Consider the following 25648-nt stretch of genomic DNA (forward strand, 5'->3'; position numbering starts at 1 on the left):
GGGGGGGGGGGGGGGGGGGGGGGGGGGGGGGGGGGGGGGGGGGGGGGGGGGGGGGTGGGGGGGGGGGGGGGGGGGGGGGGGGGGGGGGGGGGGGGGGGGCCCCCCCCCGCGGGGGGGCCCCCCCCGCCCCCCCCCGCGGCGTGGGGTGCGATGCGAACGAACTCGCTGGCAGAAGGCGGCTACAGCGCCATGCCCGCGGTGGGCGTTGCGCTGGTCACTCGGCCTCGACGTCGTAGGTCAGGTCCGACGCCGCGGGGTCGGCGAGGCGGCGGTGGAAAGCCTCGGCCGGGAAGAGCTGCGCGTGCTCCTCGTGGATCGCGTCGTCGTAGAACAACTCGTCGCTGTCCACCACGTACGCCGGGGCGATCACTCCGGCGAGTGCCGCGTGGGCGCCGGCCGACATCCTCATCACCTGCGTGCCGTCGGCGTCGACGGCCAGCGACTTGGTGACGCGGGGGCTGTTGAGCTGCCGCCGGAACAGCGTGCGCAGAACACGGTCGCCGAGTTCGTGGTGTGGCGTCTGCCGCGCGAGGTCGTAGAGCTCCATCAGCTCGTCGTAGGCCGGGTCAGCGCAGTCGGGGTGGATGTCGAGCACTGCCGCGCCGAGCAGCCCCACGAGCTCGGACCCGGTCGGCACGCGGCACAGGTCGTAGACCCTCTGGACCGCGGCGACGTGGTCCGCGGCGTCGCACTCCTGGTCGTCGTCCTTCCGGTCGTTGCACTCGGTGTTGTCGCGCCGCTCGTGTTCGTCGTCGCCGAGGTCGAGGGGGTGACCGTCCACCATGACCGAGGCGACTTCCCAGCCGGTCTCACCCCAGACCAGGTAGAGCTTTCCGAACGTCTCGATGTAGTGGTCCGTGCAGTACTGCAATCCCTGGACCTCAGCCGCCTCGTCGATCCGGACGGTGTCCGGCAGCTCGACGCGGGCGAGCGTGGTGGGCGTGGTCGCCGGAGCGGATCCGGCGGGAAACTCGGTGCTGTTCATCGTTGAGCTCCTGTATTCGGGCACGAAAAAGCAGGACCTGATGTGGAAGCCGGACAAGATCGGCCGCCCGCGGACCGGGCCCGCCGGTAGAACCAAGGGGTTCGCCGGCGGGCCCGGTATGCGTTGGCGGGCAACAAAAAACCCCGCATCACGTCGTGACCGGGGTTGGATGGCTGGCTGGTTGATCAGAGCTGCAGTGGAACGCGTTGCGGGAACCGGTTGCGGGTGCGCTCGTGGTCGAGCACGCGCCTGCGGACGGCCTCCCACTCGTTCGTCTGGTCCTCGCGGCGCACCTCGGCGAACGCGAACGCCTGGTGCTGGCGCAGCGCGGGGCACTCGCCTCGTGCCAGGTCGAGGCAGCCCTCGTGCAGTGCACCGCCGTCGGCGACGCTGTCCAGGTCCGCGTTCAGCCACTGGGCGACCGCGACCCACGCGCCGCCCGCCGAGTTCAGCGGGGTGCCGCAGTACTGGCACAGCCAGCACGCCAGGGCTTTCTCGACCCGGGCCTTGTTCAGTGCGGTCCACGCCACCTCGCCGCCGATGACCGGGACGATCCACGGCACCGAGTGGCCCGCCACACGTGGCCGGGGAAGACCCGGTCCGGGCTGGGTCTCGTCGTCGACGAGCTCGCCCGCGGCCACGCCGTCGTAGGCGCAGCCGTCGTTGTGGCAGTACACGTATTCGGTGTCGTAGCGTCGATTCAGCCGCATCGGCGTGTCGCAGTCAGGACACGGGAACCGGGTTTCGCCGGTCACCAGTCGAACGCCGGCAGCAGTGCGGTGACCTCGGCGTCCCGGTCGAACAGGACGTAGGTACAGCCGTTGTCCCGACCGAGTTGAAAGATCCGCGGCAGTTCCTCGGGCATCTGCTGCGGATCGCTGTCGTCGGGATCGTCCAGGTTCGGAATCCAGACCAACCAGCCGTAGCGCGTCTGGTGGACTCCGACCTGATGGTGGTGGTGGAGGCGGGTGCCGATCTCCTCGCTCAGGTGCGCGGTGGAGAGCACGAGAAGCTTCAGGATCTCCAGGTCGCGGTGCCTGCGTCCAGGTCGGCAGGCGCGGATGATCCGCTTGAAAAAGGGCAGCACGAAGCCTCCGATCCGGATCGGTGTGCGGGGGAATGCGTTGCTGAGCCGGCCGGCCGGTAGCCGGACCTAGTACTGCATGGTCAACTGTGTCGCCCGCACGTAACGGCAGGGCGCCGGGACGCCGAGGTGGCGGCCGTCGCAGGCGATGTCGACCGGGGGCGTGCGATCGCTGGCAGCGAGGAACTCACGGGCGGCACGCTCGTCGGCGGCGACGCTGTCGCCGTTCAGCTCCTCGTAGTGGTAGCCGGCCGCGGCGAGTTCAGGGATGTAAGGCAGGCCGGCGAGCCGCCAGACCCGCATGTACAGGGCGGCACCCGAGGACTTCAGCGGCATCGCCGCGCTGACGTCGCGCATCGAGCAGGCCACCTCGACCGCCGTGCCCGGCCGGGTGTCCTCGCCGGCGAGAGCCCTGTCGATCAGTTCCCGGCAGTGCGAGCGGTACACCAGGTCGTAGTCCATGCACTCGTGGGTCGGTGTGAACAGCGGCAGGCCGAGGTGCCAGAGCCGGTCAGCTTCCTGCGGGTACCGCTCACCGGCCTGCTCGATCTCCTGTTCGACCCACTCGAAGCCGTCCACGAGCCGGCCGAGCCTGGCCAGCGTGCTCTTGGTGAGTGTGTCCACTGTGGTGACATCGACGGTGGCCATGGAGGGCCTGGCGGATTTGAGCATGATCATCTCTGTGTCCTTCATGACGGGGAGGACGGCTTCCCCACCACCTCGCCTGGTCGTGTGCCAGGCGGTGGGGCGCGCTCGTCGTGCCCTGGCAGCGACAGACGCGGGGCAAGCCCCGCTGTTGGGCTTGCCCCCTGTCGCTGCCAGGGCAGAGTGCGGCCGCCCCACCGCCCGGCACCGGCTGCTTCTCGGCTACGACGGCGGAGTCGGCGGCGTGGCCGACTGCCGGACCGGCATCACCAGGTAGCGGTAGGCGTGCGTGGTGTCGAAGTCAGCGGGGGCGTCGAAGAACAGCACCGGCCGCGTCGGCGCCGACGACGGGAAGATGCTGACGGTCTTGCCCGTGAACGCGTTGAGGCCTTCGAGCAGGTACTTCGGGTTGAACCACAGCTCGCTGACCTCGCAGTCCACGACGGTCGCGGGCAGCGCCGGAACCTTCACCTGCTCATCGCGCTCCCACGCCCGTGCTCGCGCGAACGCGGCGTCCGGTTTGATGAACAGCGCGACGCTGCCAGTCGCCCGGGGCAGGTGCTTCATCACCTTCGAGGCGCGCTTGACCTGCTCGATCAGGGCATCTCGATCGACCGTCACGTGCCCGTGCTGCTCGGTGGGCAGCAGTTCGCGCCACGTCGGGAAGCGGGAATCGATCAGGAACGTCGCGAGGGTGACGTTGCCGATGCTGAACGACATCACGTGGTTCTCGGAGTCCCGGCCGATCAGCACCCAGTTCTCGGTGGATTCCTTGACCTTCTTGAGCAGGTCTTTCAGCGTCTGGGCGGGAACAAGCGCGGGCTCGTCAGGCTGTGCGACCTTGTGAAGGAGCGCGCGCGTCTGCACGGTGGCCACGCGGAACCGGTCGGTGCACGTCATCGTCATCGCGCCCTCGCCCAGCTCGACGTACACCGCGGTCAAGACGGGCAAGACGATGTCCGTGCCCGCAGCGACGAGCACTCGTTCCACGTCGGCCACCCAGTCGGCCCGGGAGACCTGGGCGACTACCGGCGGCAGCGCCGGGTACGGCGTCGGATAGTCCTCGATGCGCAAGGACTTCAGCGGCATCTCCTGGCCGTTGAACACCAGCACCGGCCGGTCCGGGGCGCTCGCCCAGATCTCCACCGGCATGTTGGCGGCCTTCTTCTTCGTTACACCGGTGAGCAGGGCGTCCAGCGCACCGAGCAGGTTCGCGTGGTCGACGAGCAGCCTGCCATCGGTACACGTCGTCGTCGCCACCTTGACGCGCACGTGCACCTCGCCATCGAACGTGGTCAACGCCAGCTGGCCGTCGACACCCTCCAGCAGGACCCCGCCCAGCACCGCCACCGGTGGCTTGGACGCCACCCCCAGCCTGGCGGCCTCCAGACCCGCGAGCAGTTCGGCGTGGGTCGTCGCGAACACGATCGCGTCGGTGTCCACCTGGGTCGTCTCAAGACGGTTCAGCACCGCGGTCAACTCGATCACTCCTCATCCAGGGTTGCCAAAGCAGCGCCGTGACGTGCAATTTCGGGCACGTCACGGCGCTGAAAGCTCGGAAGGAACAGCGGGCCGGTGATCGGCTCCGCCTGCGCGATTGGTCCGGCTGCGCCTACGGCTCGGTGCCTTTCGGGCCGCTGAGGTCCGCGGACTTGACGGCGACAACGAGTTCGCCGTGGCTGCCGTACTTGTCGTCGACGACCTCGTAGCAGACCCGGCACACCGTCGCCCCGCAGCTGCCTTTGCTTGTCGCGTCGCAGCACGGTGTCAGCGGGATGAGGTACTCCGCGCCATCAGGCCGGAGCGTCGGCCGGTCAGGGTCGCAGCTCAGCGCGATCAGGGGGTCGCCGTCGCCGTCGCGTCCGCGGACCCGACCCGCGACCTCGGGCGAGAGGTGCAGGTGGCTCCCGTCTTCGAACTGCACCTCGACGAGTTCTGACATCAGGCACCGTCCCGGGGCTGACTGGGCTCGGTGTAGCCGAGAATCCGGTTGAGCTGCTCGACGTTGCGCACGCGGCCCGCCCAGTACCGGACACCGCTGGCCGGTTGTCCGGGCAAGCCCCACGCCGTCACGCTGATGTCGCGGTCGTGAGCCTTCAGCGTGACCGACCGTCCCGGCCGATCTCCCTTGGGCACCCGGTTGATCTCCGGCATGCCGACGATGCCGCTTTCGGTGCACGGGTAGTCGCGCACCAGCTCCCAGCGGCAGGCCACCGCGCGGTCGATGATCTCCTCCACCGTGAGAGCGAACGGCCGCTTGAGCTCGGCGATCCGCTCACGCTCGTACTGCGCGACCAGCCGGCCCAGGTCCACCGGCTCCGAACTGATCAGCTTCGAGAGCTCCTCGATGTCGGTGATCCAGCTCGTTCCCGTCCACGCATGGGCCACGACGTCGGGTGCGGTGAAGAACACCATGATCTGCTGATCGCATCGCTTGAAGACCCGGCGCCGGCCCCGTGGCCGGTCACCGATCTTGCTGCTCGGCGCGATGGTGACGTGTCCGTCCGTCTCGCGCGGGTCCTGTTCCCGCCAGCCGTTCACGTCGAGTTCGTGGAAGATCTCCGGCCACGGCTGATCCTGAGGCAGAGCCTGCCCGTAGCCGGTGATAGAGCGGCCGAGCACACTTGCGAGGTACTCGATGCGGGCCAGCAGGTCCGCGACCACCTTCGTGCCCAGTGGCCTGCTGCTCACCTGGTTGTCGAGCAGGTCGGCCACCCGGCATCGAACCTCGTGTGCCTGCCTTTCCAGATCCGGGAAGGCGTCGAGAAGCCGATCGAACACGATCAGCGCATCGTCGCCGCCGTCCGCGCTGCTGGTGAGTCGATCCGTTGAAAACCCTTTTTTCACGCAGTCTCCTTGCCACGCAAAGGAAACTGCCTCCGCGCGGGGAGCGCGGAGGCAGTTCGAGGTGCTGTTGTGCCGGCGTCAGGCCGCCGGAGAAGCGCCGCAGAGCGCCGTAGCCGGGCCCAGATCGAGGGGGCCGCCGTTCATCGCGACCGAGCGCACGCCGTGGACCGCGAGCAGCGCGGCTTCACCGTCATCCGAGACGTAGTCCCAACCCTCACGAACCCGGACCTCGTCGTAGATGTGGCTGTGGCCGTGTTCGCACCGGTAGCCCCGGCCCCCGGGCAGGTGCCAGCTCACCCCGTGGCACGGTCGCTCCCGGCGTTCGCCGTCCTCGGGGTCGACGAACTCGTTGAGCCACTCGCAGGGCCAGGCCTCCGGTTCGAGGTGGCAGCGGCGAACCGCCTCGACCGTCGAGTGACGTACCGGGATCCGCTCGGCGTGCCGAGCGCGGTTTCCACATACAGGCATTCAGCTCTCCCGTTCGGTGCGGCGTGGAGAGCGCTGAGCGGGCAGATGAGCTGGTGTGTGGAGGGGGCGAAGCCTCGCGTAGCGACGCCGCAGGCGCCCGGAACACGGCGGCTCATCTGCTTTGCTGGCGGCGTTCCACGCCGCACCGAACGGGAGCTGGCCCGGCACCACCGGCCTCGTCAGGCCCGCACCCGTGTGGATGCGGGCCTGACGAGCGGATCACTCCGCTGGCACAGCCGCCGTGACCTCGTCGTCCGGGACCTCGGCCTCTCCGGCCGCACCGACCTCGCCGTCGTGCTCGCCGTCGACCTCGACCTCGGGCATGTCCACGGGCTCGCCGTCGCCGACCTCGCCGACCACGCCGACCACGCCGTCGTGCTCGCCGTCGATCTCGATCTCGGCCTCATCCGCGTCGGCGTCGACGTCCTCAGCGGAGTTCTGCTTGGCTGCGGGAGCCAGGTGCGGCCACTTGGCGTGGTCGAGTTCGGGATTGAGGACGACCTGCTCGATGTGTTCTGCGGGGTAGCCGAGGAAGTGCAGCAGCCGGAAGTAGAACCGGACGTCCTCGGTCTGGACCCTCCAGGTGTGGTCGGCACTCCTGCGGGTGTACTTGATGTTGAAGTAGTCCTCGCACGCACCGATGACCTGGGCGAGCTGGATCAGCAGGACCTGGGCGTCGCCGATGTTCTTCTTGTCCAGCTGCACCATGATCGGGTGCTCGGACCGCTTCTTGCCGGCCGGCTGGGGCAGCCCGAGCAGCTGGCAGGCGTACACGTGCTGCGGTGCGCCGTCGGTCAGGACGTTCCGTGCCTCCATCGTCGCCCGCACCAGCCAGTGCTGCAGGCGGGCAGGGGGCGGCCCGTCGACGGCAGCCTTCTTGCCCTTCGCCTTGACCGCCAGGCCGTTGTTGACCGTGCCATTGCGCCACTTCGAGAAGTACTTCTTCAGCCAGGCACGCCGCTTTTCCTCCGCCAGCTCCCACAAGTCGTTGTTGTGCGGCGTCCGCTTGCGGTCCGCTGCCAGCCACTCCGGGCTGCGGGTCTCCTTCTTCGGCAACGCGGACGTGATGACGTGTCCGTTCGCCACGAAGTCGGTGCACACGTAGCGCACGTTCGCCGAGGTGCCGTAGCTGCCGTAGACGAAGGCGGCATGGCCGGGGCAGGACGCGTGTTCCTCGGGCTTGAAAGAGCGCTCGCCCTCCGCTGGGTACAGATGCCGCAACTCGACCAAGCCCTCGGTGGCGGGGTCGACCAGCACCACGCCCTCACCGCGCAGCTTCTCCTCGGCCGTCGCGACCACCACCGACTCCATGGTGCAGTGACCATGATCGGCGAAGTTCACGCAGTACTCGACTACCTCCGGTCCCTTCCACGTGAGCCTGACCTGCACTGCCCGGCCGGGACACGTCTCGTGCAGCTCCGCCGTGATCGGGGCTCCGCTCTCGGCGTCACACAGAGCGCTGAGATCCTCCACCCCGTCCACGTAGACGTCGTCGAGCACCGCGTAGCCCTGTGCGGCGAACTCGCGTTTCGCTTCCGCCACCTTGGCCTGGCGTTCACGGGTCTTGCGGGCGTCGTTGCACTCCAGGACGAAGTCACCGGGACGCTCCCGGAGCACCTCCACCAACTCCTGGTGGAGCTCCGGGTCGTCCTCGAACTCTGCCAGTTCGGCCAAGGTGAGCAGGTCGGCGTCAGGCAGTTCGTCGCCGGCTGCCCGAGTCCTGGTGTTCGTGGCGACCTTCTGAGCGGCCTGGATCCGGGCGATCGGCTCACTCAGCTCTTCGGCGATCGTCTCGGTGTCCAAGCCCTCCAGCGCGAGCATCTGCACCGCGTCCGCCAGCTCGGGCTCGGTGTAGCCCTCGCGATGGATGTTCTCGATCATCTGGCCGACCATGACGTCCGCGCGAGACGTTCCCGGGGCGTGCACCATGACGTCGATGAGCAGGCCGTCGTTCTCGGCGGTCTTGACCGTCACCGCCGCGGCGTGGCGGTGGAACCCGTTGAGGATGTGCAGCCCGTCCGCCTCGTCGGCCACGTTGATGATCGAGACGCGGGTCAGCAGGCCGTGCTTCACGACGCTGGCAACCAGCTTCGGCCGCGTCTGGCGGATATCACCGACCACGCGGGTGTTGTCCTTCGCGATCAGCGTCTGCGGGTCAACCCCTTTCAGCAGGTACGGATACTCGCGCTTCTCCTCGGCCGGCGTGGCGTCGAGCTCGGCGGCGGTGTCGGCGGGGGTGAGTGTGGCGGTGTCGGGGCGGGCGTGGTCGTCGTGGTTGGGCCGCTGGGCGTCGGCGGTCAAGGCGACGATGACGCAGTGGCCGCACTGTTCGTCGCCGCACAGGCCGTCGGTGACGCCGTTGGTGCACGTGGTGGATGGCGGGGCGTCAAGCTCGGCGACGGTGTCGTCAAGGTTCGTCTGGTGCGTCGTCATGGCGTTTCCCCAAGTCAGGTGGGCATGGGCACGGCTTTGCCCTGAGGTGAATGCGGTAACTCGTTGATGTGAAAAGGAAAGGTCATTTCCTTCGGCCTTCTGGCCGTCGAGCGGAGCCGGTGGAGCGCCCGCGCCCAGCGGCGCCGGGGGCCGGGATGTCCAGCGCTTTTCTGGACATCCCGGTGACCGGTGGCGCAGGCTTCGCGGCGCCCACCGGCTCCTCGACGGCCCGGCTCCCCCTCCTCCTAGACCAGGGCAGGAAGATCCATGGGGGAGTCGCGAATCGCCGCGATGACGCCTTCGCGCCAGGTCAGCGCCCAACGCGCGCAGTTGATGCACGGTCCCTCGTGCCGGCAACCGGCCAGCCGCAGTTCCCTGCGGCGCGCGTGCTCTGACCACGCGAGGCTGTCCGCCGAGGTGAAGTACGCGGCGTACGCGCGCAACGCCGTCGTTTTCAGGCCGAAGCCGTGCAAGCGGTAGCCGCGCTCCGCGAAGTGTTTCGCGATCTCGCCGATCGGCCGGATCGAACCCCGGCGGCACACCGAACCAAGACCGACAAGTGCTTGCGTCCCAAGAAAAACCCCGGCTTCGCGGTACATTGCGTCGTGCCGGATGTAGTCCTCAAAGGACCAACCTTGAAGGACCGGCAACCACGGCACGTACGGGAACTCCCGCACCAGGTACAGGTAGGACTCCAGAGTCAGGATCTGGTGCTCGAACACTGACGCACCAGCGCGGAGCAGGACCGTCCGCTCACAGGGACGGTCAAGCGGTGCCACCCACATCGGCGGGCCACACACCTCGATGAGGCGGGTGACCATGCTGCCGTAGGTGTCCTCGTCCCAGCGCCAGGTGCCGTAGTCGCGGATCTCCGTGTAGGCGCCGCTGTCGATCGCGTACGGGACGCCAGCCACCGGCATCGCAGCGCTGCCGGTTTTGTAGGCGGCAAGGGTGTGCGCCGAGACGCACAGCGGAACCGGACTGTGCCGAAGCCACCAGGGTCGATGGGTGCCGAGCAGAAACATCAGCCGGCGCGCGGGGTCGGCCGAGCGGTGGTCCTGCGCCCACGGCGTGATCGTGAGGTCGTGCATCGGCGGCCACTGCGCGCGGCGCGCGGGAACGTGGACCGGCATCGAGGTTCTCTCTTCCGGCTAGACGGGCATGGGTCGGTGGCCGCCCAGCACGTGGGGCAGCGGGTGCGGTCAGGCCGTGAGCAGCAGTTGCGAGGCAGCGGTCCAGGCCGACGGGAACGCCGGTCCTGTCTTGTCCTGTGCTGTGGCGGGCGCGAGGGTGAGGAACTGCTCCGCACCTGCACCCGGTGTCGCGCGCAGGTGGGTGGATGTGTGAGAAAACGACTGGTGAGGGAGTGCGAAGATCACGGCGTTGCGGGTGCTGCCGCCTCACGCCAGCGCATCCGCAGCACGGTCTGCCACGGGATGCCGAGGTGCCGGCTGCCTTCGCGCGTCATCTCGGTCAGGTGCTCGACGAGGACGCCTTCGTGTTCGGCGGCGGTCAGCGCCCACTGGCGCCCGGTCGATCCGGGGTGCGGGCACGGGCACCAGCCCAGGCCGGTGCGGTGATGCCACTCGCCGCCCACACGGGCGAACACCACGGCGGCGTCCGGTTCCGTAGCGCGCGGGTCCTCGACGTAGGCGACGCGCGGGTCGTCGACGACGACTGGTTCTCGGTCGCCATAGCTGACTTCGAACGCGCGCGAGAGCACATGGTGGCGTTCGAGCCGGGCCTCCCTGGACGTGCCCTCAGGGCTGAGGGCCGCCCACCTGCGCTTCGGGTTGAGCGCCTCGGTGATCTCCTGTTCGCTGGCACCGAGGACGATTGCGTAGGCGGTTCGGAGCTCGTCCGTCTCGAAGGTGGCGGCGTCCGCGAGACTCCAGGTTTCGCGCATCGAGATCACGGCGCCGTTGGTCAGGCTCCGCTCGTAACGGGGGTCGTCGGTGACGAGGGTGATGGCGGTGTGCAGATCCACCGGACCTCCTTGAACAGCCAGTTCGGGGTTTGGAACGGCGCGAAGGCCTGGCCTGAGTCCGTGTGAACCCAGGCCAGGCCTTCGCGGAGGGAGGAAGCGGAACGTCAGCTGGTGGTGGTCTTCAGGCAGCTCAGCGGGATGCCCTGCAGGTCGTAGGAGTCACGGCCGGCGAGGTGGTGGAACTTGCTGGACCTCACGCGCAGCTCGGCGGTGGACGCCTTGTCCAGCCTCACCGTGGCGTGTGCCCGGCCTCGGCCTCGGCCTCGGACGATCGTCGTCACCGCGCCCGTCAGCCCGTCGAGGTACTTCGGCCTGAGGTTGTGGGTGGTCACCGTTGCGCCTTCGGTCAACGACGCCGAGGCGATGTCAGCCAGGATCTGCCGGCGTGACCGGATCGCCTCCACGAGGTTGTCGAGGTTGTCGGCGTCCGCCTCCTCCAGCACGAAGCTCACGACGCCGGCCATGTTCACGGTTGAGTTGCTCATCCGGACTCCTTCTCCATCGGGAAACAGGGTTCGTGCCGCTCGCCCGGTGTTGGTGAGGGCACGAAAAAGCGGCCTGCTCGCACAGGCCGCTTGGCGAAGGCGCAGACGTGAGCTGCGCGGATCACTGCCGGACGAACGCCATCCGCAGGTAGGTGGCGGTGTCGCGGTCGTAGGCGCTGGTGACCTGGCTGTCCGAACCGGAGAACGGCACCGACGACAGCTGCAGGTCCGGCTCCTCGTCGGCCGCGTGGACGACCACGAGAAACTGCTCGTTCCCCGGCGCCGTCACGTAGTCGGTCGCCTGCGGCGACTCCGCGGTGCCACCGTGTTCGAGGGCGAGGTGAACCACCGGGTGCAGCAGCGGTATCGCCTTGATCTCCAGCGGGAGGCGGACGTCGTCGTCGATGTACCGGTACAAGGCGATCAGATCGACCTCGCCGGTCGACGGCACGGTGCCGCCGTTCTGGACGACTGATCGCACCTCGTCCCACAGTTCGGTGAGATCGAGCATGCGCGGCCGCACGTGGTCGTCGCGGTGGTGGATGATGAAGCTCCACCGGCGGCCGCGGTCGCACAGGAAGTCTTGCCGCGCCTCGCGCTCGGTATCCCAGAGGCTCTCGGAATCCACGTCGTGCGTCGAGCACGCGGCGGTGTAGCCGCCGGCACGGCGTTCGCTGATTGCGATCGAGCACGGCTGGTCTGCGCGGTCGTGCTCGAAGTCCGCCGTGCGGGCCAGGTCCCAGCACAGCCGACGCACGCGCTTCCGTTCGGCGCCGGGATCTCGGTACAGACTGATCTTCTTCTGGATCCGTTCGAGGTCGTCGCCGATTTCCTCGATCATGTCGCTCGCCTCTCTTCGGCCTGGATATGGCACGGAGAACTCCCTCACGTCCGATGAATTCGGAGCTGAGTAGCTGGTGCGCCCACCGCCAGATCTCGGCGGGGATCTCCCGCCGGTCGGCGGGGCGCACTCGGGCAGCGTCGCCACCGCGTGAGCGGCAAGCCCCTTCTTTTGGGGGCTTGTCCGGCGAGCGGGGTGGCGGTGCAGAGTGCGTCGCCCCGTCGACCGGAGGGGCCCCGCGGACCTTCACACCCGGTGCCGCCCCGCGCCGGACCTCGGACTGCTATCGCGTGCCACGATGCGGTCGGGGCTCGACCTCGCTTGGTGCTGGTGGCGGTGGGGCCGCCGCCGGGTGCGGCGGGTTAGACGTCCGTGCGCAGGGCGTAGTTGAGGTGGCCGTCGTGGGCGGGCAGCGTGGCCAGGATGTGTGGCGTGGGCGAGCCGGTCCAGGTGTCGGGGCTGCCGGGGTTGAGTGGAGTATCGGGGTCGCACGGGTCGTCGTTGAGCCAGCTCCAGAGCTCGCCGGCCAGCTCGTGCACGCGGCCGTCGTGGACGATGAAGAAGTTGGAGTGCCCGAAGTACAGGTCGCCGAGCGTGGCGGCCTGGTGCCGGTCCCACAGGCAGATGACGTGGGCGCCGGTGGCGCTGTTGATCTGGCCGAGGGTGGTGTTGACGTCGCTGTCGGTGTAGCCGTCGATCATGGTGCCGCGCAGGCCGGGGGCCAGGTCGGCAGGGACGTCGTAGGCCTCGTGGAGTGCGGTGAGGATGCTCTCCGCCGCGCGGGCGCCGGCCTGTGCGGTGATGATCTGGGTGAGCAGGTCGGTGTCGAACGGCGTGGGCGCGGCGTCGTCGAGGCTGCCGTGCGGGTTGAGCTGGGCCAGCCAGTTGTTGACGGCGAGCAGGCTGAGGTACGGGTGGCCGGTGCGATCCCGCTCGGCCTGTTCGCGGTAGTCGGCGTGTTCCTTGTCCAGGAACTCGCTCACGATCACGCGCAGATCATGCAGCGGCGCGTCGGGGTGGCGGGCGGACTGGTCGAGTGCGCTGTAGCCCAGCACGGCTCGGCCGATGGGGAGGTTGACGGTCCACTTCGGGGTACGGGCATTGATATCCCAGTCGCGCATCTGGGCGGCAGTGGCCTTGACGAACAGGTCGTCGGGCTTGGCAGCGGTGAGCGCACAGGACAGGTGGTGCTCGATGGCGTGGCGGACGTCGTCCCAGGTTTGGCCCTGGTTGCCGCGCCAACTGGTGAGCCAGGCCGGTGCGCGGTCGCTGACAGGAGTCCAGCGGCTCCCGACGGTGTTGAGCAGGCAGACGGTGACCGTGTTGGTGTCGGCGCTGATCCGGAGAGCGAGCTGGTAAGTGCGTGGGGCGATGTTCAGCAGAAGACGACTGATCTCCATCAGCCGCACGGCCCAGGTGGTCTCGGCTCGGTCGGCGGTGGCCTGCTCGAAGTAGCGGGAGGCGAGCGTGCCGGGCTGGGTGGCGGGATGAAGGGTGCTGGTCATGACGAGGCCTTCCTCGTGGTGCCGGTAGATCTGGGCGGGGGCTCTCCCGCCGGTCGGCGGGGCGCACTCGGTCAGCGCCGCCGACGCGCGAGCGGCAAGCCCCTTCTTTCAGGGGCTTGGCCGGCGAGCGCGGTGGTGGAGCAGAGTGCGTCGCCCTCGCCGAGCGGCAGGGGAACCCGCGGACCGTCACGTCCACGGTGTGAGAGTGAGGTCGTGCTGGCCGGCGGTGTGGCTTTCAGGCCGCCGCGGAGTGGGCCCGGCGGATGATCTCGGCGCTGAAGTGCGACATGGCTAGGTGCTGCTCTTTGTGCTCGGTTTCGGGCGCGGGCGGTCGATCCCGCGGCGCGACGTGCTGGCGCGGATGCGTGCTGGGGTGGCGAGCCGCCAGTCCCGCGCGGGGGTCTGCTTGGCCCTGGCCACCGGGTGGTGCCGCCCCGTTCGGTGGGGCGCGCTCCGGTGCCAGCGCACCGTGTGAGCGCCCCACCGGGCGGGTCGGCAGCGCCGAACTCCCTTGTTGTTGCTGGGGTTGGCGGCCTGGTGGGTCAGGCGTGGGGGAACCGGAGGACGTCCAGGCCCGGGATGAGGATGTCGGCCAGGGCGCGCAGCGTCTGCTCGTTCTCGTCGTGCAGGTCGAGGTCCATCTCGGGTGCGATCTCCAGCAGCGAGGCCCGGTTCTCTCGCGCGGTGTCAGCCAGGGCGCGCAGCCTCCCGGGCAGGTCGGGATCGCCGTCGTGCGGGCCCGAGCCCGACGGGTACAGCCAGCGGCTGCGGGTCTTCCAGTACCGCAGTCCTTCGCTGGGCGTGGGGCGCTGCATGCGCGCCCACGCCGCGCGTTCGGCCCGGCTGGCGTGGGCCCATTCGTAGTCGTGCAGGACGTCGGCGAGCTGGAGCAGCATCGTGTTGAGCTGCCGGGGCCGGCGCAAGTGTGTGCGGAAGTCCGGCGCGCTCCGATCGAGTTGGTCGCGGCGGCCGGTTTCGGCGTCCATCCGCAGGTAGAGGTAGTCGAGGTAGGCGTGGCCGAAGGCGAACACGGTGGCCTCGGTGAAGTGCGGGAGAGCGGCGGTGGGGAACGCCTCGGTCGAGCCGTCGACGGCCTTGTAGACCCAGGGCAGGACGCCGTAGCTCCAGGGCTGGATGCCGTCGGTGGTGGTCAGGATCAGCCACCTGCGTGCGACGTCGCCTTCGTCGGCCGGGTCGGCGGGGCTGGTGCTGGCCCACAGGTGGGCGGTCCCGGCCGGGGTGTGCAGGACCCAGGTCTCGGTCACGCCGTCCGGGGCGTGCCCGAGCTGGGACGGGCCGAGCCGGTCGCGCAGCTGGTGGACGCTGCTGGTCAGGTACCCGACACCGATCAGGCCGGTGGTGGGCGGTGTTTCCGGGTCGTCGCTCGTGTCGATGGACAGGTCGGGATTCAGGACGGCCATGGGTGATCCGTTCGTTGGCACCGCGCGGTGGCGAGGGGTGCTGGCCGCGAACCGGCGTGGGGCGTGCGCGGCGCGGATCCGCCGGACGCCGGCGCGGTGAGTTGGTTGCCGTGGGTGCGGGCCGCCGGAAGCGCGGCGGCCCGCGGACCGGTCAGGCGGGCACGGGGATGGCGTCTTCGAGCACGTCGATGCCCCAGGGCGCGCTCTCCCAGGCGGGAAGAGTGCAGTAGCGGTAGGTCTCGCCGAAGTGCCAGTTCACCCGCTCGCCGAGCTTCGGATGCCGGGCGAGGACCGCGGTGTGCAGCGCCTCCATGAGCTTGTTGGCCTCGCTGTCGGGCCAGCCGGGGTGCTCGCAGGACTGGTAGTCGAAGCAGGCCGCGGCCTTGAGCACCACGATCGGGTCGAGGGTGGCCTCGGTGGTGCGCAGCTGGTACCGCGGGGATTCGGTGAGTTCGCTGTAGCGGTAGTTGACCGACGTGTGGTTCTCCTGCCACAGCTTCTGGCCCAGCGCGCGGAATCCTTCGGCGCCGAGGTCGGGGGCGACGACCTCGTACTGCGCCAGGGCGTGCACGAGGACGTCGATGTGGCCGCTGGACACGATCCATGCAGACATGCGAAAGAAAGCCTTCCTGGACAAGGGAAAGAGAACGCGGCGCGGTGCCGGTGGCCGGGCTCTGGGCGGCCCTGGCTTTTCGTGATCACCGGGTGGCGCCGGCCCCGTTCAGCGGGGCGCGCTCGGCCCGCGCCGGCGCCGGGCAACGGGGTCAAGCCGGGTGCTGTTCCCGGCTTGACCCCGGGCCGGCGCGGGCGCACCGTGCGAGCGCCCTGCTGGGCGGGCGCGGCCGGGTCGCCCTGCTACTGCTGGCCGGGCGGAAGTTGGCCGAACGGGAAGGGCTCGTGATTCACGGCGATGACTTCGCCGTCGAGGACGTCGCCGTCCGGCTCTCCGTCGTCCTCGTCGCCGAGGTCGTCGGGGTCGTCGACGGCGCCGTGCTCGGCGGCCTGGTCGGCCAGCACGCCCACTTGGCGGCGGAAGTCGGCGCGCTCGCGCGCCGACAGGGTCGTTGGAGGCATTGGTGCTCCCGTTCACTCGGTTTCGGTGGGCCGCGCACCGGGGGTGGTCAGTCCCCGGTGCGCGTGGATCACCGCCCGAGGTACGGCGCCGTCTTCCCTCGCGTTCTCCCTGTTCAGCGTCGTTTTTGGTCAGTGCAAGCGCCGCTGCTGGTCGTCGGTGTCGGTGATCTCGTCGTCGTAGAGCCAGGCCGCGAGCAGCGGCCGCAGCGGCTCGGCGATCGCCCGGTCGATCTGGGCCAGCGGTACCCCGCTGTGGCGCTGGCTCTTGTGGTGGGCCCAGGCGGTGAGTACGCCGGTCAGCGCGTCGACCAGCGCGCGTGTGGGTGTGCCGGGCTGGTAGTCGGCTTCGAGCTCGGCCAGGAGCCGTTCGGTGTCCGTCAGCGGAGTCCGTACCTGGTAGCGGTGCAGGTAGGGCAGGGTGATCTCGACGGTCGTTCCTGGCTGTCGTCCGGCGAGCACGACCCGGTTGTTGCCGCCGTCTCCGCCGCACTGCACGACCCAAGCGGTGCTCCAGCGGGTCCAGACGCGGGTGATGCCCTTCATCAGCAGTTCGGGCCGGATCCGGACTTCTCGTTCGAACTCCTTGCGCAGGCCGTGCCCGATGAGGGCGTCGCCGAGGTCGCCGGTGTCGTGGACGTACAGCTCGCTGTAGGGCGGGATGAAGGCTGACTGCGGTCCGGGCATCACCGCACCTCCGCTTCCGTGGCGCCGATGTCGACCGCGTTGCGCAGCGCGATGGCCTGCTCGATGTGGATGCGGCCGGGTTCGTCGGCGCCGTCGAGGTCAGCGACGGTCCACGCCAGCCGCACGGCGATGTCCCCGCCGCGGGCGGAGAGCGCCCCGGTGTCCTGGGCGTGGCGGACGCGGTCGGCCACCGCGGCGGTGCCCGCGACGGCGTGCAGCACCGCGTGCGGCACGCTCGCGTTGGTGATCGCCGTCCCCTGCCCGGCCCGGCTCCAGCGGGCCGCGGCGCGGGCACGGGCCGCGGCGACGTCGGCGCGGGCCCGTGTCAGCAGCCGGGTGACGAGGGCGTGGTCGTGGGCGTCGGGTTTCGGGTACAGGGCGGTGTGGCGGGCGATGGCCTGGATGTCGATCGCGTCGCGCAACGCCGGTGACATCTGCCATCGCCGGGGGGCCGAGGTGCGGATGCTCGTGGCGAGCAGCTGAAGCCCGGCCGGGAAACGGTGGGTGCGCCCGTCGTGGGAGAGGCGGACTTCCCGCTCGATCAGCACGCCGCGCAGCGCTTCCTGTGCCGCGGCACCGAACTCGTCGAGCTCGGGGGCGAACAGCACGCCGTGGTGGGCCTGGCTCAGCAGGCCGGGCCGGGGTCCTCCGAGCAGCGACGCGATCGGGTCGCTGTGGTGGGTGACGACCAGCGGCGGTGTGGACACCAGGGCGGCGCCGTCCTCGCGCGGGCCGAGCAGGGACTGGATCGCGGCCAGCTTGAGCTGCTGCTGCGGGGTGAGGTCGGGCAGCAGGGCGTGCAGCCAGGAGGCGACGGGCGCAGTTCCCGCGTCGGTGCCGAAGCCGCACAGCAGGTGATGGCCGCCGGCGGCGGCGATCGTGACCACGCGCTGGGCGGTCGCGGTCAGCGCGCTCATCGGCGCGGGCTGACGCGAGGCAACCGGTCCGGCCGGCGTGCTCAGGCGGTGCAGGGCCGCGTCGTCGCCGCGCAGCCAGTCGGCGATCTCGGCGAGGGTGTGGGCGCCGAGCACGTCGAGCTCGGCGACCAGGGCCGCCTGGCCGAGCGAGGCCGCGGGCACGATGACCCGGCGGATGCCGTGGGCGTAGGCGGCCTGCGCGGCCGGCAGCACGCCCAAGGTCGGGCGGAGGCTGCCGTCCAGGCCGACCTCGCCGAGCACCGCGGTGCCGGCCAGCCGCCGCGGTGCGGTGTCGAGGGTGGCGGCCAGCACGGCGACGGCCACGGCGGCGGCCTCGGGCCGCGCGGACGTCGCCGGGATCCTCACCTCGACATGGGGGCGCGGGGCGCCGTGGTGCGGGCGGGAGTTGGCCAGGGCCGCGTGGACCCGGTCGTGCAGCTCCCGGTTGGCGCTGTGGTGCCCGGTGACCAGGGTGATCCCGGGCGGGCCATCGACGGCGGCGGCGGTGAGGGTGAGCGGGTGGCCGGTGAGGCCGTGCACGGCCACGGTCGAGAGGGTGGGCATGGCGAGGCTCCCTTCAGGGGCGAGGAGGCGCTGAACAGCGGAGACGGGGTCAGGCGCGGGCGATGGTGAGGAAGCCGGGCCCGCCGTACTTGCCGTCGACCGGGCGGTAGCAGCCGCGGCACACGACGCCGGTGGGCGATTCGGAGCCCTTGCCGCTGGCGTGGCAGCACGGGGTGAGCGGGATCAGGTACTCGGAGCCGTCGTCGTGCCGGATCGGGTTCTCGGTGTCGCCGGGCGGGACCAGCAGGTCGCCGTCGGCGTCGATGCCGCGGACGCGGTCGGCTATCACGGTGTGGACTGCCAGCTGTCGGCCGTCGGCGAGGGTGATCTCGACGGTGTCGGCGGGCGTGGGGCGGGGCATGGGGTCGTCACCTTTCGGGCGTGGGCGTGCGGGAACAGCGCGGCCGCCGGTCACCGTGGGGTGGGGTGACCGGCGGCCGCGGGGATCGTGGGGTGGTCAGCCGGTCTTCGGGGTGGACGTGCATGGCCAGCCAGTCGCAGGCCCAGACCTCCTCGGCCAGGAAACAGGCGCGGACCGCGGCGAGGCTGGCGTGCGGGCCTTCAGGTGCGATGCGGGTGGCCAGGCGGGCCGAAGCCGCGGCCGTGGCAGGGGTTAGTCGAGGCGGACGAGGCGGCGGCAGCGGGTGGCCGCGTGCACGGTGCCGGACTCCTCAAGGGAGCCGCGGTTCCACCGCTCGAAGGCCACGACCTTCTGCCGGCGGCGGCAGGTGCACCACTTGGTGCTCTCGACCGCACCGACGTGGTCGCCGACGAGGGTGAAGCCGGCGGTCGGCGTGCCGAACAGGTTGAGGCCCTCGACGAACGGCACGTCGATGTTGTGGATGTCGGGCGAGTCGAGCTCGGCGGCGAGCCGGTCGACCTGGCGGAGCCGGTCGGTGACCTGGTGCGGGGTGAGCGGGGAGGTCCCGGTCAGGGGCACCCACTCCTCGCCGTTGAACATCTGCCAGGAGGCGCCCTCGTCGAGGCCGCGGGCGTCGGCGGTGAGCCTGGCGGCCAGCGGCTCGCGGTCCGCGCGGTGGGCGATGATCCGGTCCCAGATCAGCGGTGCACCGCGGTACGGTCCCCCGCTGGCGGCCTTGCGCGAGAGGTACGCGCGGACGAGGAACTGGTTCTTGGCGCGCATCTCGGCGACCAGCTGTGCGGTCTCGGACTCGTTGATGATCTCGTCGAGCACGGTCTCCATGCCCGTGAAGCCGGTGTCCATCGGCTCGCCGTCCTGGAGGCTGCGCTGGAGGAACTGCTCAAGCTGGCGGTCGCCGAAGCGGGTGTGGTCGTAGGAGTGAAAGGTCGTGGGGCCGCTGCGGCCTTCGTTGGCGATGCGGCCGACGACACCGAGTTCGGGATGCACGAGTTCGGCGCTGTATGCGACGCCGCGGCCGGTCTCCAGCTCGTTGAACCCGTTGATGGTGAACGCGTACGGGGCGTCGATTCCGGTGTGCGGCCAGCGGACGCGGGATTCGATGATGGTGGGCACGGGTGGTCCTCCGGTGTTCAGGAGATGTCGGGCCGCTGGGTGAAGGGCCCTGGACAGCGCGAAGGGTGGAAGAGGTGGCGGTGAGTGATGCCAGGTCAGGAGTGGGTGACCTTGCAGGAGCTCAGCCGTGTCGAGGGCCTGACAGGGCTGCTCCGGCTGCGTCGCGTCAGCAGCTGGCCCAGCCGAAGAACAACCAGCCGGTCACCTCGGGGCGCGCGGTGACGGCGCTGTTCTCCCCGACGGCGGGGTCGCCGTGGGCGGATTCGATCTCGGCGAGCTTGTCGAGCCGCTGTGCGGTGGCACGGATCGGCGCGCTGGGTGTATCGCGGGATTCGCCGCACACCGGGATAGCCCCGGCGGGACCCCACTTGTCGCAGATCCGCTCGTCGTTGTCGCGGATCAGCTTGTCCGCCAGGGCCTCGGCGCCGCTTTCTGATAACGGGGGACCGTCGATGACGACGTACTCGTTCTTCTCCGCGATGCTGCCGGTGTAGCCGGCGTGGCCGTAGTCGTACTGGGCCTGCTCGACGGCGTCGCGGAATGCGGCGGCGACGTCGGCACCTTCGGCGTAGGTGGTGAAGGCTTCTGCACCCATGGGCGGGTTTCTCCTCGGCTGCCGGTTGTCCAGCGGCAGCCCCGAAGTGCCTGTTCACCGAAGGTGCAGGTGGGTTTGCGCTGCCGCGTCCCGCAGGTTCGGCGGGACGCGCTCGGCCGGCGCCGGCACCGGGAAGGGGGTCAAGCTCGCGGGTGCTGTTCCCGCGGGCTTGACGCCCGACCAGTGGCGGCGCAGCGTGCGCGATGTCCCGCCGGACCTGCGGGCGTGGCAGGAGGAGTTAGGAAAAGCGGGTCGAGGAACCCGCCTCCTCTGGTGCACGACGAGGAAAACTTCGCGCTGGCCGCACATCTGTGCTGTTCAGCGTCTTGACCTGTCGGTTTCTACAACGCGGGAGGGTCCGGGTTCAGTGGGACCGGGTGGCCGGGTTCGTCGCGGGCGAACGGCAGCGCGAGACGGGCAGCCGTCCGGGCGGCAGCGACCTCCTGCGGCGGGTTGTGCATCCCAAAAGAGGTGTCGCCGATCAGGTGACCTGCGTCCTCGATCGTTGAACTCCCCCCGTAACGATGAGGGATGATCGAACGCTAAAGCATCTGACAGGGTAATACGTCGCTCGGTGACCGCCATCATCACCAAGCGTGAGCGGGGGTGGCGTACGCTCAACCCGCTGGACTGTGGCGACGGTTCAGGTAGCCGGAAGCGGCGCAGGGGTGAGTCGTTCCTGGTGAATTGGGGCAAAGGGGCGTTGCCGTGACCGAAGCTGATGAGCGCAGAGAGCTGCCTTCTCTCTCGGAGAAGATCAAGCTGTTGCAGGCGGTGCGGCGGCAGCCGGACGGCAGTCCCTGGCATGGACCCACCGACATCAGGGCCGGACTGCTGGCCCTGCAGGGCGGCGAGGTGGTCGTGGACTACACCGTGTCCATGATCGCGAAGGTGATCAACGGCTCGGCGCCCAATCCCGGTGCTCTGCTGATCGCGGGGCTGGCGGCGTTGTTCGACGTTCCCGCCGACTACCTCCTGCAACCGGTGTCCGGGCGTGCGATCGAGGTCATGCTCGACGTGCACGAGACGCTGCTGCGGGAGCTCGCCGAGGCGGAACACGCCGCGCCGCCCGAGGCGCATGACGAACCTGCGGCGGCCGAGGTCACTCCCGACTGGACGGCCTGGACCCGCGGTCTCACGCTCGGCGTGAAGCGGATCGCCGAGGAGATCGCCGCCGAACTGCAGATCAAGCCGGGGCATGCCGAGATCCTGTTGCAGCTGACGGGCAGCACGAGAGCGTCGGTGTCGATCGCCGAGATGATCGCTGAATGTCAGATCTCGTCCAAGACGGCTTCGCTGGCCGCGGACGCGCTGGAGGAGAAGGACCTCCTGCGGCCGTGCGAACCCCAGCTCGGAGACCCGCGCAACGTCCGCCGGCTCGCGCCCACGCAGCGCGCCCGTGGGATCGTCGCGAAGCACACCCAGCCGCCGCCGGCCGGACGGGATGTGCTCACCGCCCTGAGTGCCCAGGATGTCGAGGCCGCGACGAAGCTGGTCCTGCTCATGGCCCAGCGTGCGCAGTCGGCGGCCGGCTCCGACAACCGCGGGCAGCCGCCGGTGACCGGCTCGGCACAGGGCGTAGCCTGACCGGCGTTCTGCTGGCCATGGCCTCACGCCGCGCGCGGGGTTGATCACGAGGAGCACGTCGCTGACGTCTCAGAAGCAGCGGCGACCGGCCGGGGCGTTTCGGCAGGTCTGGGCTGTACGCAGCTACCGCGGGCTGTTGCTCGCCGACATCGTCTCCACCCTGGGCGATCAACTTGCTCGCGTCGCACTGGCACTGCTGGTCTTCGACCGGACCGGCTCCGCCTGGTGGACCGCCGCCGTCTACGCGCTGACCTTCCTGCCCGACTTGATCGGGCTGCTCACGCTGGCGTGGGTCGCCGACTACTACCCGCGCCGATCGGTGATCGTGGTGTGCTCGTTGGTCCAGGGCGCATCGTTCACGCTGATGGCGATCCCCGGTGCTCCGTTGTGGACGGTGGCGGTGCTGGTCGCCGTGTCGACCGTGGCTCTGGCGCCCTCGAAGGCCGCCCAGATGGCTCTCGTCACCGATGTGCTGCCCCAGGACTTGCTTCCGGTGGGGCAGGGGCTCCTCGGCCAGGCGCGGTCGATCGGGCAGGTCGTCGGGTTGTCCGGTGGCGGTGCTCTGGTCGCCGCCATCGGACCGTCGCCCGTGCTCGTGCTCAACGCCGCCACGTTCGTGATCGCCTCCGTGCTGGTCGCGCGCGGAGTTCCTGATCTCCCGGCGCCGGGAGGTGCGCGCCGGCCAGGGGTGCAGTGGCGCACCACGTTCGCCGTGCTGCGCGGCGACCGCCAGCTGCTCACCCTGATCGCGCTCGCGTGGATGGCGACCATCGTCGTGATCCCCGACGGTGTCGTCGCACCGCTGGCCGAGGAGATCGGCGGGGGCCGGTCATCGGTGGGCCTGCTTCTGGCGGTCCATCCGCTGACCTACTTCCTGGCCCTGTTCCTGCTCGCCGGGCGCTTCGTGCGGCGCCGGCAGAACCAGGTCATGTGGATGCTCGCCCTGCTCGCGGTCGCGCCGCTGACGGGGTTCTTCCTCCGGCCGAGCCTCGCCGCCGCGCTGGTGCTGCTGGCGTTGTCGGGCGTCGGCACGGCCTATCAGGCGATCCTGCAGGCCGAGGTGATGAGCAGGGTGCCGACGCACGTGCGTGGATCAGCCGGCGGGTTCGTCCGCAGCGGCCTGCGCGTCGGACAGGGTGTCGGTGTCGCGCTCGCCGGCGCGGCCGCCGAGCTGACCGGGTCGACCACGCTCACCCTCGGGGCCGCGGGCCTCGTCGGCTGCTGCTGGGTGGCGGCCGCCGGGTTCACGTGGCGGCGAGCCGCGGCCACCGCACCTCGATGAACCTTGCTGCCGGCGGCGATCAGCCGGTCCCGTCCAGCAGGTCCTGCAGTTGCGCCCCGGGGTTGACCTCGCCCGAACCGATCGCCCGCGCCTTGTCGTCGGCGATGGACGTCGCGACGTCGAGCAGCCGGCTGACGAGGTCGAAGTCGGCCGGGCTGAAGCCGTCGAGCAACCCGCGGTGGTCCTCGTGCAGCCGGTAGTACTCGAAGATCATTTCCACGAGATCGCCGCGCAGCCGCACGCGGCGGTCCTGGACCGGCTCGCCGGCACGAGGGAACGCCCGCACCGCCATTCTGCGTTCGAGCAGCGCGTCGATCGCGGTCGCCGCCCGCTCGAAGGACAGGTCGCTGACCTTGGCGAGCTCCGAGATGGACACGGTGTTGTCGCCTGAGACCTTCGCCAGGTTCGTGACGGCGTGCACCTGGTCCTCGGTGAGGTGCAGGGACTCTCCGATCGTCATCCACATCCGGCGCACGGCCAGAGCGAGCCGGCACATGCCGTCGCGCCAGAGCCGGTCCTGGGCCTCCCGTCGTAGCGCCAGTTCGGGTTCCTGGTCCCGAGTGTGCTGATCCGGCACCATCTCTCCTTCGGCAGCGGCGCCCACCACAAGGGCGCGAGATCTCGTTCGACCTTGGCCTGCCGCCGAGCCGCCGGCATCGGGGTTATCCCGGAGAGAAACGCCGCGGTCGAGAAGATAAGGCCCGATCTGTGCAGGTAGCGAGGGCGCACGAGGTTCTCCGTGGTTACCCGGATGCGACAAGTGGCGCTACGTAGGCATGCTCCGAACGTCCGACACCGCCGCGCGCACTCCTGTCGGCCACGGAGGTTCGATGGAGGCCAGACCACATGACCGAGTTGCACCCGGTGGTGACGTCCTCGTCCGAGACGGCACCCACACGGTTCCTGGCGACCGAGCACCGGCTTCTCGTGCCGGTGTCGAAGACCGGCGGCGTGCTGTCGATGTTCGACGCCGGCGTCGTTCCCGCGGGCTTCGCTCCGCCGCCGCACCTGCACCTGCGTGAGCACGAGCTGTTCATCGTGTCGGCCGGCGCGGTCCGCTTCACGGCCGGATCCACCGTCACCGTCGTCGAGGGCTCCGGCGCGGCGTGGCTGCCCGCCCGCCTCGCGCACAACTTCGAGGTGCTCGCCGACGCCCGCATGTACGTGATCACGGTGCCCTGCCTGGCAGGTGGGGTCGGGGGAGACTTCGAGCGCTTCGTGCACGCGGTCAGCGCCGCAACCTCCGGCCCGGAGGTGGGGGCGGCTCAGACGGCGGAACTGGTCGCACAGATCGGCGCGGCACACGACATCCCGATCGTCGGGCCCTCGCCCGCGCTGCCGGGCAGCGCCTAGCGAGCACCACGTCGGGCCGACTACGAGGGGGGACTAGTGACCCGATCGCACGCAGACGACCCCGGCGCCCTGGACGCGTCGAGCACCCGGCCCAGCATCGGGGAGTTCGACCATCTCGATCCACGCCTGGCGGACACGCTGCACGGCACCTTCGCGGGCTTCCGCGGCCGTTGCCCGGTTGCACACAGCACCGCTCACGGCGGCTTCGTCCTCGTGACCGGCCAAGACGACATCGCCGCGGTCGCCAAGGACGGCGCAACCTACAGCGCCGCCGTGACCGGCCTGGGCGCGGCCGCGCTGTTTCCCGGCAGCGGCGACGTCATCGCCCCGCTGTTCGAAACCGATCCGCCGACGCACACCGGCTGGCGCAGGCTGCTCCAGCCGTTCTTCACGCCGGCCGCCGTCGAAGCCCACGCGCCGTTCATCCAGAGCACGACCGACGAGGTGCTCGCCGAGCTCGTCCCGCGCGGCCGGTGCGAGGCGGGCGCCGAGATCGCTGCACGCATTCCGACGGTGGTCGTCGCCGAGGTCATGGGCGTTGCGAAGGAGCGTCACCAGGAGCTGGCGGCGCTGGGACGTGGCCTGGTGGCGCCGGACTCCCCGCAGCAGGCCCGCGACGCCGTCGCCGGCGTCGTGGAGTTCCTGCGCCGCGAGATCCGCGAACGCCGTGACCGCGTCAACCATGATGCGGACCCGCTGACCGCCGTCGTCCACGCTGTGGTCGAGGGCCGGGCACCCAGCGACGACGAGCTGCTCAAGCACGCGTTCATCATGGTCAGCGCGGGTTTCATGACCACCGTCGACACCCTCTCCAACGCCGTGCTGCAGCTGGCCCGCGACCCTGGGCTGCGCACCCAGGTCAGGCGGGACCATTCGCTCGTCGCGGACTTCATCGAGGAGGTCGTGCGTCACGAACCGCCCATCGTGGCGACCGCCCGCACGGTGCTGCGCGCCGCCACCCTGGGCGGCGTCGACCTGCAGCCCGGAGACCGGCTGCTGCTGGCCTGGGCCTCGGGCTGCCGCGACGAGCGGCACGTCGACGACCCTGCACGGTTCCGGCTCGACCGGCCACGCCCCGGCCGAAGCCTTGGCTGGGGCGCGGGCGTGCACCGCTGCCTCGGCATGCGGCTGGCCCGCCTGCAACTGCGGATCGTGCTGAGCAGCCTGCTCGACGCGATCCCCGACTTCACCCTTGACCCCGGCATGCCCCCGACACGCACGAGCGGCGTGCTGCGCGGGGTACGTCACCTGCACCTCACCTGGCGGGTCTGACCGCAACGCGCGATCACTTCGGATATCCGTATCGACTCGGTGAACCGCTGCGGCGTTCCACGATCCGGTCGGGGAGCCGGACTGCGAGGTCGCGATATCCGACGTCACTCAATCGGGCTACCGT

The 25648-nt window shown here is 70.2% G+C and carries 27 protein-coding genes; 4 read left to right on the forward strand and 23 right to left on the reverse strand.

All coding sequences use genetic code 11. The features are described 5' to 3' along the window. Positions 1-214: 214 nt before the first annotated feature. The 22 genes from AB0A63_RS31200 to AB0A63_RS31305 form a co-directional block, all read right to left on the reverse strand. Positions 215-985, reverse strand: a complete 771-nt coding sequence (locus AB0A63_RS31200; RefSeq protein WP_360397463.1) for a hypothetical protein — start codon at positions 983-985, stop codon at positions 215-217. 185 nt (positions 986-1170) lie between these two features. Then, entirely contained in the window at positions 1171-1695 is a 525-nt protein-coding gene (locus tag AB0A63_RS31205; protein WP_360397465.1) for a hypothetical protein, read from the reverse strand. 41 nt (positions 1696-1736) lie between these two features. Next, positions 1737-2072, reverse strand: a complete 336-nt coding sequence (locus tag AB0A63_RS31210) for a hypothetical protein (protein ID WP_360397467.1) — start codon at positions 2070-2072, stop codon at positions 1737-1739. Positions 2073-2138: 66 nt separating this feature from the next. Continuing rightward, positions 2139-2762 carry a hypothetical protein gene (locus tag AB0A63_RS31215; protein ID WP_360397469.1) on the reverse strand — a complete coding sequence of 208 codons (624 nt, stop codon included), beginning with the start codon at positions 2760-2762 and terminating at the stop codon, positions 2139-2141. 174 nt (positions 2763-2936) lie between these two features. Further along, entirely contained in the window at positions 2937-4202 is a 1266-nt protein-coding gene (gene dnaN / locus AB0A63_RS31220) for a DNA polymerase III subunit beta (RefSeq protein WP_360397471.1), read from the reverse strand. 124 nt (positions 4203-4326) lie between these two features. After that, the gene (locus AB0A63_RS31225) at positions 4327-4656 is read right to left on the reverse strand and encodes a hypothetical protein (RefSeq protein WP_360397473.1); all 330 of its coding nucleotides are present in this window, start codon (positions 4654-4656) and stop codon (positions 4327-4329) included. Further along, the gene (locus AB0A63_RS31230; RefSeq protein WP_360397475.1) at positions 4656-5561 is read right to left on the reverse strand and encodes a hypothetical protein; all 906 of its coding nucleotides are present in this window, start codon (positions 5559-5561) and stop codon (positions 4656-4658) included. The genes AB0A63_RS31225 and AB0A63_RS31230 overlap by 1 nt, the downstream gene beginning before the upstream one ends. Positions 5562-5639: 78 nt before the next feature. Then, entirely contained in the window at positions 5640-6029 is a 390-nt protein-coding gene (locus AB0A63_RS31235; protein ID WP_360397477.1) for a hypothetical protein, read from the reverse strand. A gap of 219 nt (positions 6030-6248) precedes the next feature. After that, complete coding sequence (locus AB0A63_RS31240) at positions 6249-8462, reverse strand: hypothetical protein (protein WP_360397479.1); 2214 nt, start codon at positions 8460-8462, stop codon at positions 6249-6251. Between the two features lie 245 nt (positions 8463-8707). Continuing rightward, positions 8708-9595, reverse strand: a complete 888-nt coding sequence (locus tag AB0A63_RS31245) for a hypothetical protein (protein ID WP_360397481.1) — start codon at positions 9593-9595, stop codon at positions 8708-8710. Between the two features lie 242 nt (positions 9596-9837). After that, positions 9838-10449, reverse strand: coding sequence for a hypothetical protein (locus AB0A63_RS31250; RefSeq protein WP_360397483.1), 612 nt, complete (start codon positions 10447-10449; stop codon positions 9838-9840). Between the two features lie 104 nt (positions 10450-10553). Continuing rightward, positions 10554-10934, reverse strand: a complete 381-nt coding sequence (locus tag AB0A63_RS31255) for a hypothetical protein (RefSeq protein WP_360397485.1) — start codon at positions 10932-10934, stop codon at positions 10554-10556. Between the two features lie 121 nt (positions 10935-11055). Then, positions 11056-11775 carry a hypothetical protein gene (locus AB0A63_RS31260; RefSeq protein ID WP_360397487.1) on the reverse strand — a complete coding sequence of 240 codons (720 nt, stop codon included), beginning with the start codon at positions 11773-11775 and terminating at the stop codon, positions 11056-11058. 362 nt (positions 11776-12137) lie between these two features. Beyond that, complete coding sequence (locus tag AB0A63_RS31265; RefSeq protein WP_360397489.1) at positions 12138-13280, reverse strand: hypothetical protein; 1143 nt, start codon at positions 13278-13280, stop codon at positions 12138-12140. Positions 13281-13822: 542 nt separating this feature from the next. After that, complete coding sequence (locus AB0A63_RS31270) at positions 13823-14701, reverse strand: hypothetical protein (RefSeq protein WP_360397491.1); 879 nt, start codon at positions 14699-14701, stop codon at positions 13823-13825. Between the two features lie 151 nt (positions 14702-14852). After that, a complete protein-coding gene (locus tag AB0A63_RS31275; protein WP_360397493.1) occupies positions 14853-15314 on the reverse strand; it encodes a hypothetical protein in 462 nt (153 codons plus the stop codon). A 242-nt stretch (positions 15315-15556) separates the two neighbouring features. After that, a complete protein-coding gene (locus AB0A63_RS31280; RefSeq protein ID WP_360397495.1) occupies positions 15557-15775 on the reverse strand; it encodes a hypothetical protein in 219 nt (72 codons plus the stop codon). Between the two features lie 129 nt (positions 15776-15904). Then, positions 15905-16459, reverse strand: coding sequence for a hypothetical protein (locus AB0A63_RS31285; RefSeq protein WP_360397497.1), 555 nt, complete (start codon positions 16457-16459; stop codon positions 15905-15907). Next, positions 16459-17940 carry an ATP-binding protein gene (locus AB0A63_RS31290; RefSeq protein WP_360397499.1) on the reverse strand — a complete coding sequence of 494 codons (1482 nt, stop codon included), beginning with the start codon at positions 17938-17940 and terminating at the stop codon, positions 16459-16461. The genes AB0A63_RS31285 and AB0A63_RS31290 overlap by 1 nt, the downstream gene beginning before the upstream one ends. Positions 17941-17989: 49 nt before the next feature. Beyond that, positions 17990-18301, reverse strand: coding sequence for a hypothetical protein (locus AB0A63_RS31295; protein ID WP_360397501.1), 312 nt, complete (start codon positions 18299-18301; stop codon positions 17990-17992). A 252-nt stretch (positions 18302-18553) separates the two neighbouring features. After that, positions 18554-19435, reverse strand: a complete 882-nt coding sequence (locus tag AB0A63_RS31300) for a hypothetical protein (RefSeq protein ID WP_360397503.1) — start codon at positions 19433-19435, stop codon at positions 18554-18556. A gap of 166 nt (positions 19436-19601) precedes the next feature. Next, a complete protein-coding gene (locus AB0A63_RS31305) occupies positions 19602-20030 on the reverse strand; it encodes a hypothetical protein (protein ID WP_360397505.1) in 429 nt (142 codons plus the stop codon). A 708-nt stretch (positions 20031-20738) separates the two neighbouring features. On the opposite strand from AB0A63_RS31305, the gene AB0A63_RS31310 reads away from it, so the two are divergent. Continuing rightward, positions 20739-21617: a hypothetical protein gene (locus tag AB0A63_RS31310; RefSeq protein ID WP_360397507.1), complete on the forward strand. Its 879-nt coding sequence runs from the start codon at positions 20739-20741 to the stop codon at positions 21615-21617. 136 nt (positions 21618-21753) lie between these two features. Further along, complete coding sequence (locus AB0A63_RS31315; RefSeq protein ID WP_360397509.1) at positions 21754-22899, forward strand: MFS transporter; 1146 nt, start codon at positions 21754-21756, stop codon at positions 22897-22899. A gap of 19 nt (positions 22900-22918) precedes the next feature. Here AB0A63_RS31315 and AB0A63_RS31320 read toward each other — a convergent pair whose 3' ends face one another. Further along, a complete protein-coding gene (locus tag AB0A63_RS31320; protein ID WP_360397511.1) occupies positions 22919-23479 on the reverse strand; it encodes a hypothetical protein in 561 nt (186 codons plus the stop codon). 266 nt (positions 23480-23745) lie between these two features. Here AB0A63_RS31320 and AB0A63_RS31325 point away from each other — a divergent pair, with 266 nt between their 5' ends. Together AB0A63_RS31325 and AB0A63_RS31330 are read left to right on the forward strand one after the other, a co-directional pair. Next, positions 23746-24252, forward strand: coding sequence for a hypothetical protein (locus AB0A63_RS31325; RefSeq protein ID WP_360397513.1), 507 nt, complete (start codon positions 23746-23748; stop codon positions 24250-24252). 36 nt (positions 24253-24288) lie between these two features. After that, complete coding sequence (locus tag AB0A63_RS31330; RefSeq protein WP_360397515.1) at positions 24289-25524, forward strand: cytochrome P450; 1236 nt, start codon at positions 24289-24291, stop codon at positions 25522-25524. The last annotated feature ends 124 nt before the right edge of the window (positions 25525-25648 follow it).

Origin of the sequence: Lentzea sp. NPDC042327 (assembly GCF_040647275.1) — a bacterium.
Lineage (GTDB): Bacteria > Actinomycetota > Actinomycetes > Mycobacteriales > Pseudonocardiaceae > Lentzea.

Excerpts from the sequence above, each read along its gene's own strand:
- AB0A63_RS31280 (WP_360397495.1), bottom strand. The coding sequence starts at position 15,775 with ATGCCTCCAACGACCCTGTCGGCGCGCGAGCGCGCCGACTTCCGCCGC.
- AB0A63_RS31305 (WP_360397505.1), bottom strand. The coding sequence starts at position 20,030 with ATGGGTGCAGAAGCCTTCACCACCTACGCCGAAGGTGCCGACGTCGCC.
- AB0A63_RS31215 (WP_360397469.1), bottom strand. The coding sequence starts at position 2,762 with ATGAAGGACACAGAGATGATCATGCTCAAATCCGCCAGGCCCTCCATG.
- AB0A63_RS31325 (WP_360397513.1), top strand. The coding sequence starts at position 23,746 with ATGACCGAGTTGCACCCGGTGGTGACGTCCTCGTCCGAGACGGCACCC.
- AB0A63_RS31285 (WP_360397497.1), bottom strand. The coding sequence starts at position 16,459 with ATGCCCGGACCGCAGTCAGCCTTCATCCCGCCCTACAGCGAGCTGTAC.
- AB0A63_RS31295 (WP_360397501.1), bottom strand. The coding sequence starts at position 18,301 with ATGCCCCGCCCCACGCCCGCCGACACCGTCGAGATCACCCTCGCCGAC.
- AB0A63_RS31290 (WP_360397499.1), bottom strand. The coding sequence starts at position 17,940 with ATGCCCACCCTCTCGACCGTGGCCGTGCACGGCCTCACCGGCCACCCG.
- AB0A63_RS31245 (WP_360397481.1), bottom strand. The coding sequence starts at position 9,595 with ATGCCGGTCCACGTTCCCGCGCGCCGCGCGCAGTGGCCGCCGATGCAC.
- AB0A63_RS31225 (WP_360397473.1), bottom strand. The coding sequence starts at position 4,656 with ATGTCAGAACTCGTCGAGGTGCAGTTCGAAGACGGGAGCCACCTGCAC.
- AB0A63_RS31270 (WP_360397491.1), bottom strand. The coding sequence starts at position 14,701 with ATGGCCGTCCTGAATCCCGACCTGTCCATCGACACGAGCGACGACCCG.
- AB0A63_RS31265 (WP_360397489.1), bottom strand. The coding sequence starts at position 13,280 with ATGACCAGCACCCTTCATCCCGCCACCCAGCCCGGCACGCTCGCCTCC.
- AB0A63_RS31275 (WP_360397493.1), bottom strand. The coding sequence starts at position 15,314 with ATGTCTGCATGGATCGTGTCCAGCGGCCACATCGACGTCCTCGTGCAC.
- AB0A63_RS31240 (WP_360397479.1), bottom strand. The coding sequence starts at position 8,462 with ATGACGACGCACCAGACGAACCTTGACGACACCGTCGCCGAGCTTGAC.
- AB0A63_RS31260 (WP_360397487.1), bottom strand. The coding sequence starts at position 11,775 with ATGATCGAGGAAATCGGCGACGACCTCGAACGGATCCAGAAGAAGATC.
- AB0A63_RS31200 (WP_360397463.1), bottom strand. The coding sequence starts at position 985 with ATGAACAGCACCGAGTTTCCCGCCGGATCCGCTCCGGCGACCACGCCC.
- AB0A63_RS31235 (WP_360397477.1), bottom strand. The coding sequence starts at position 6,029 with ATGCCTGTATGTGGAAACCGCGCTCGGCACGCCGAGCGGATCCCGGTA.
- AB0A63_RS31320 (WP_360397511.1), bottom strand. The coding sequence starts at position 23,479 with ATGGTGCCGGATCAGCACACTCGGGACCAGGAACCCGAACTGGCGCTA.
- AB0A63_RS31255 (WP_360397485.1), bottom strand. The coding sequence starts at position 10,934 with ATGAGCAACTCAACCGTGAACATGGCCGGCGTCGTGAGCTTCGTGCTG.
- AB0A63_RS31205 (WP_360397465.1), bottom strand. The coding sequence starts at position 1,695 with ATGCGGCTGAATCGACGCTACGACACCGAATACGTGTACTGCCACAAC.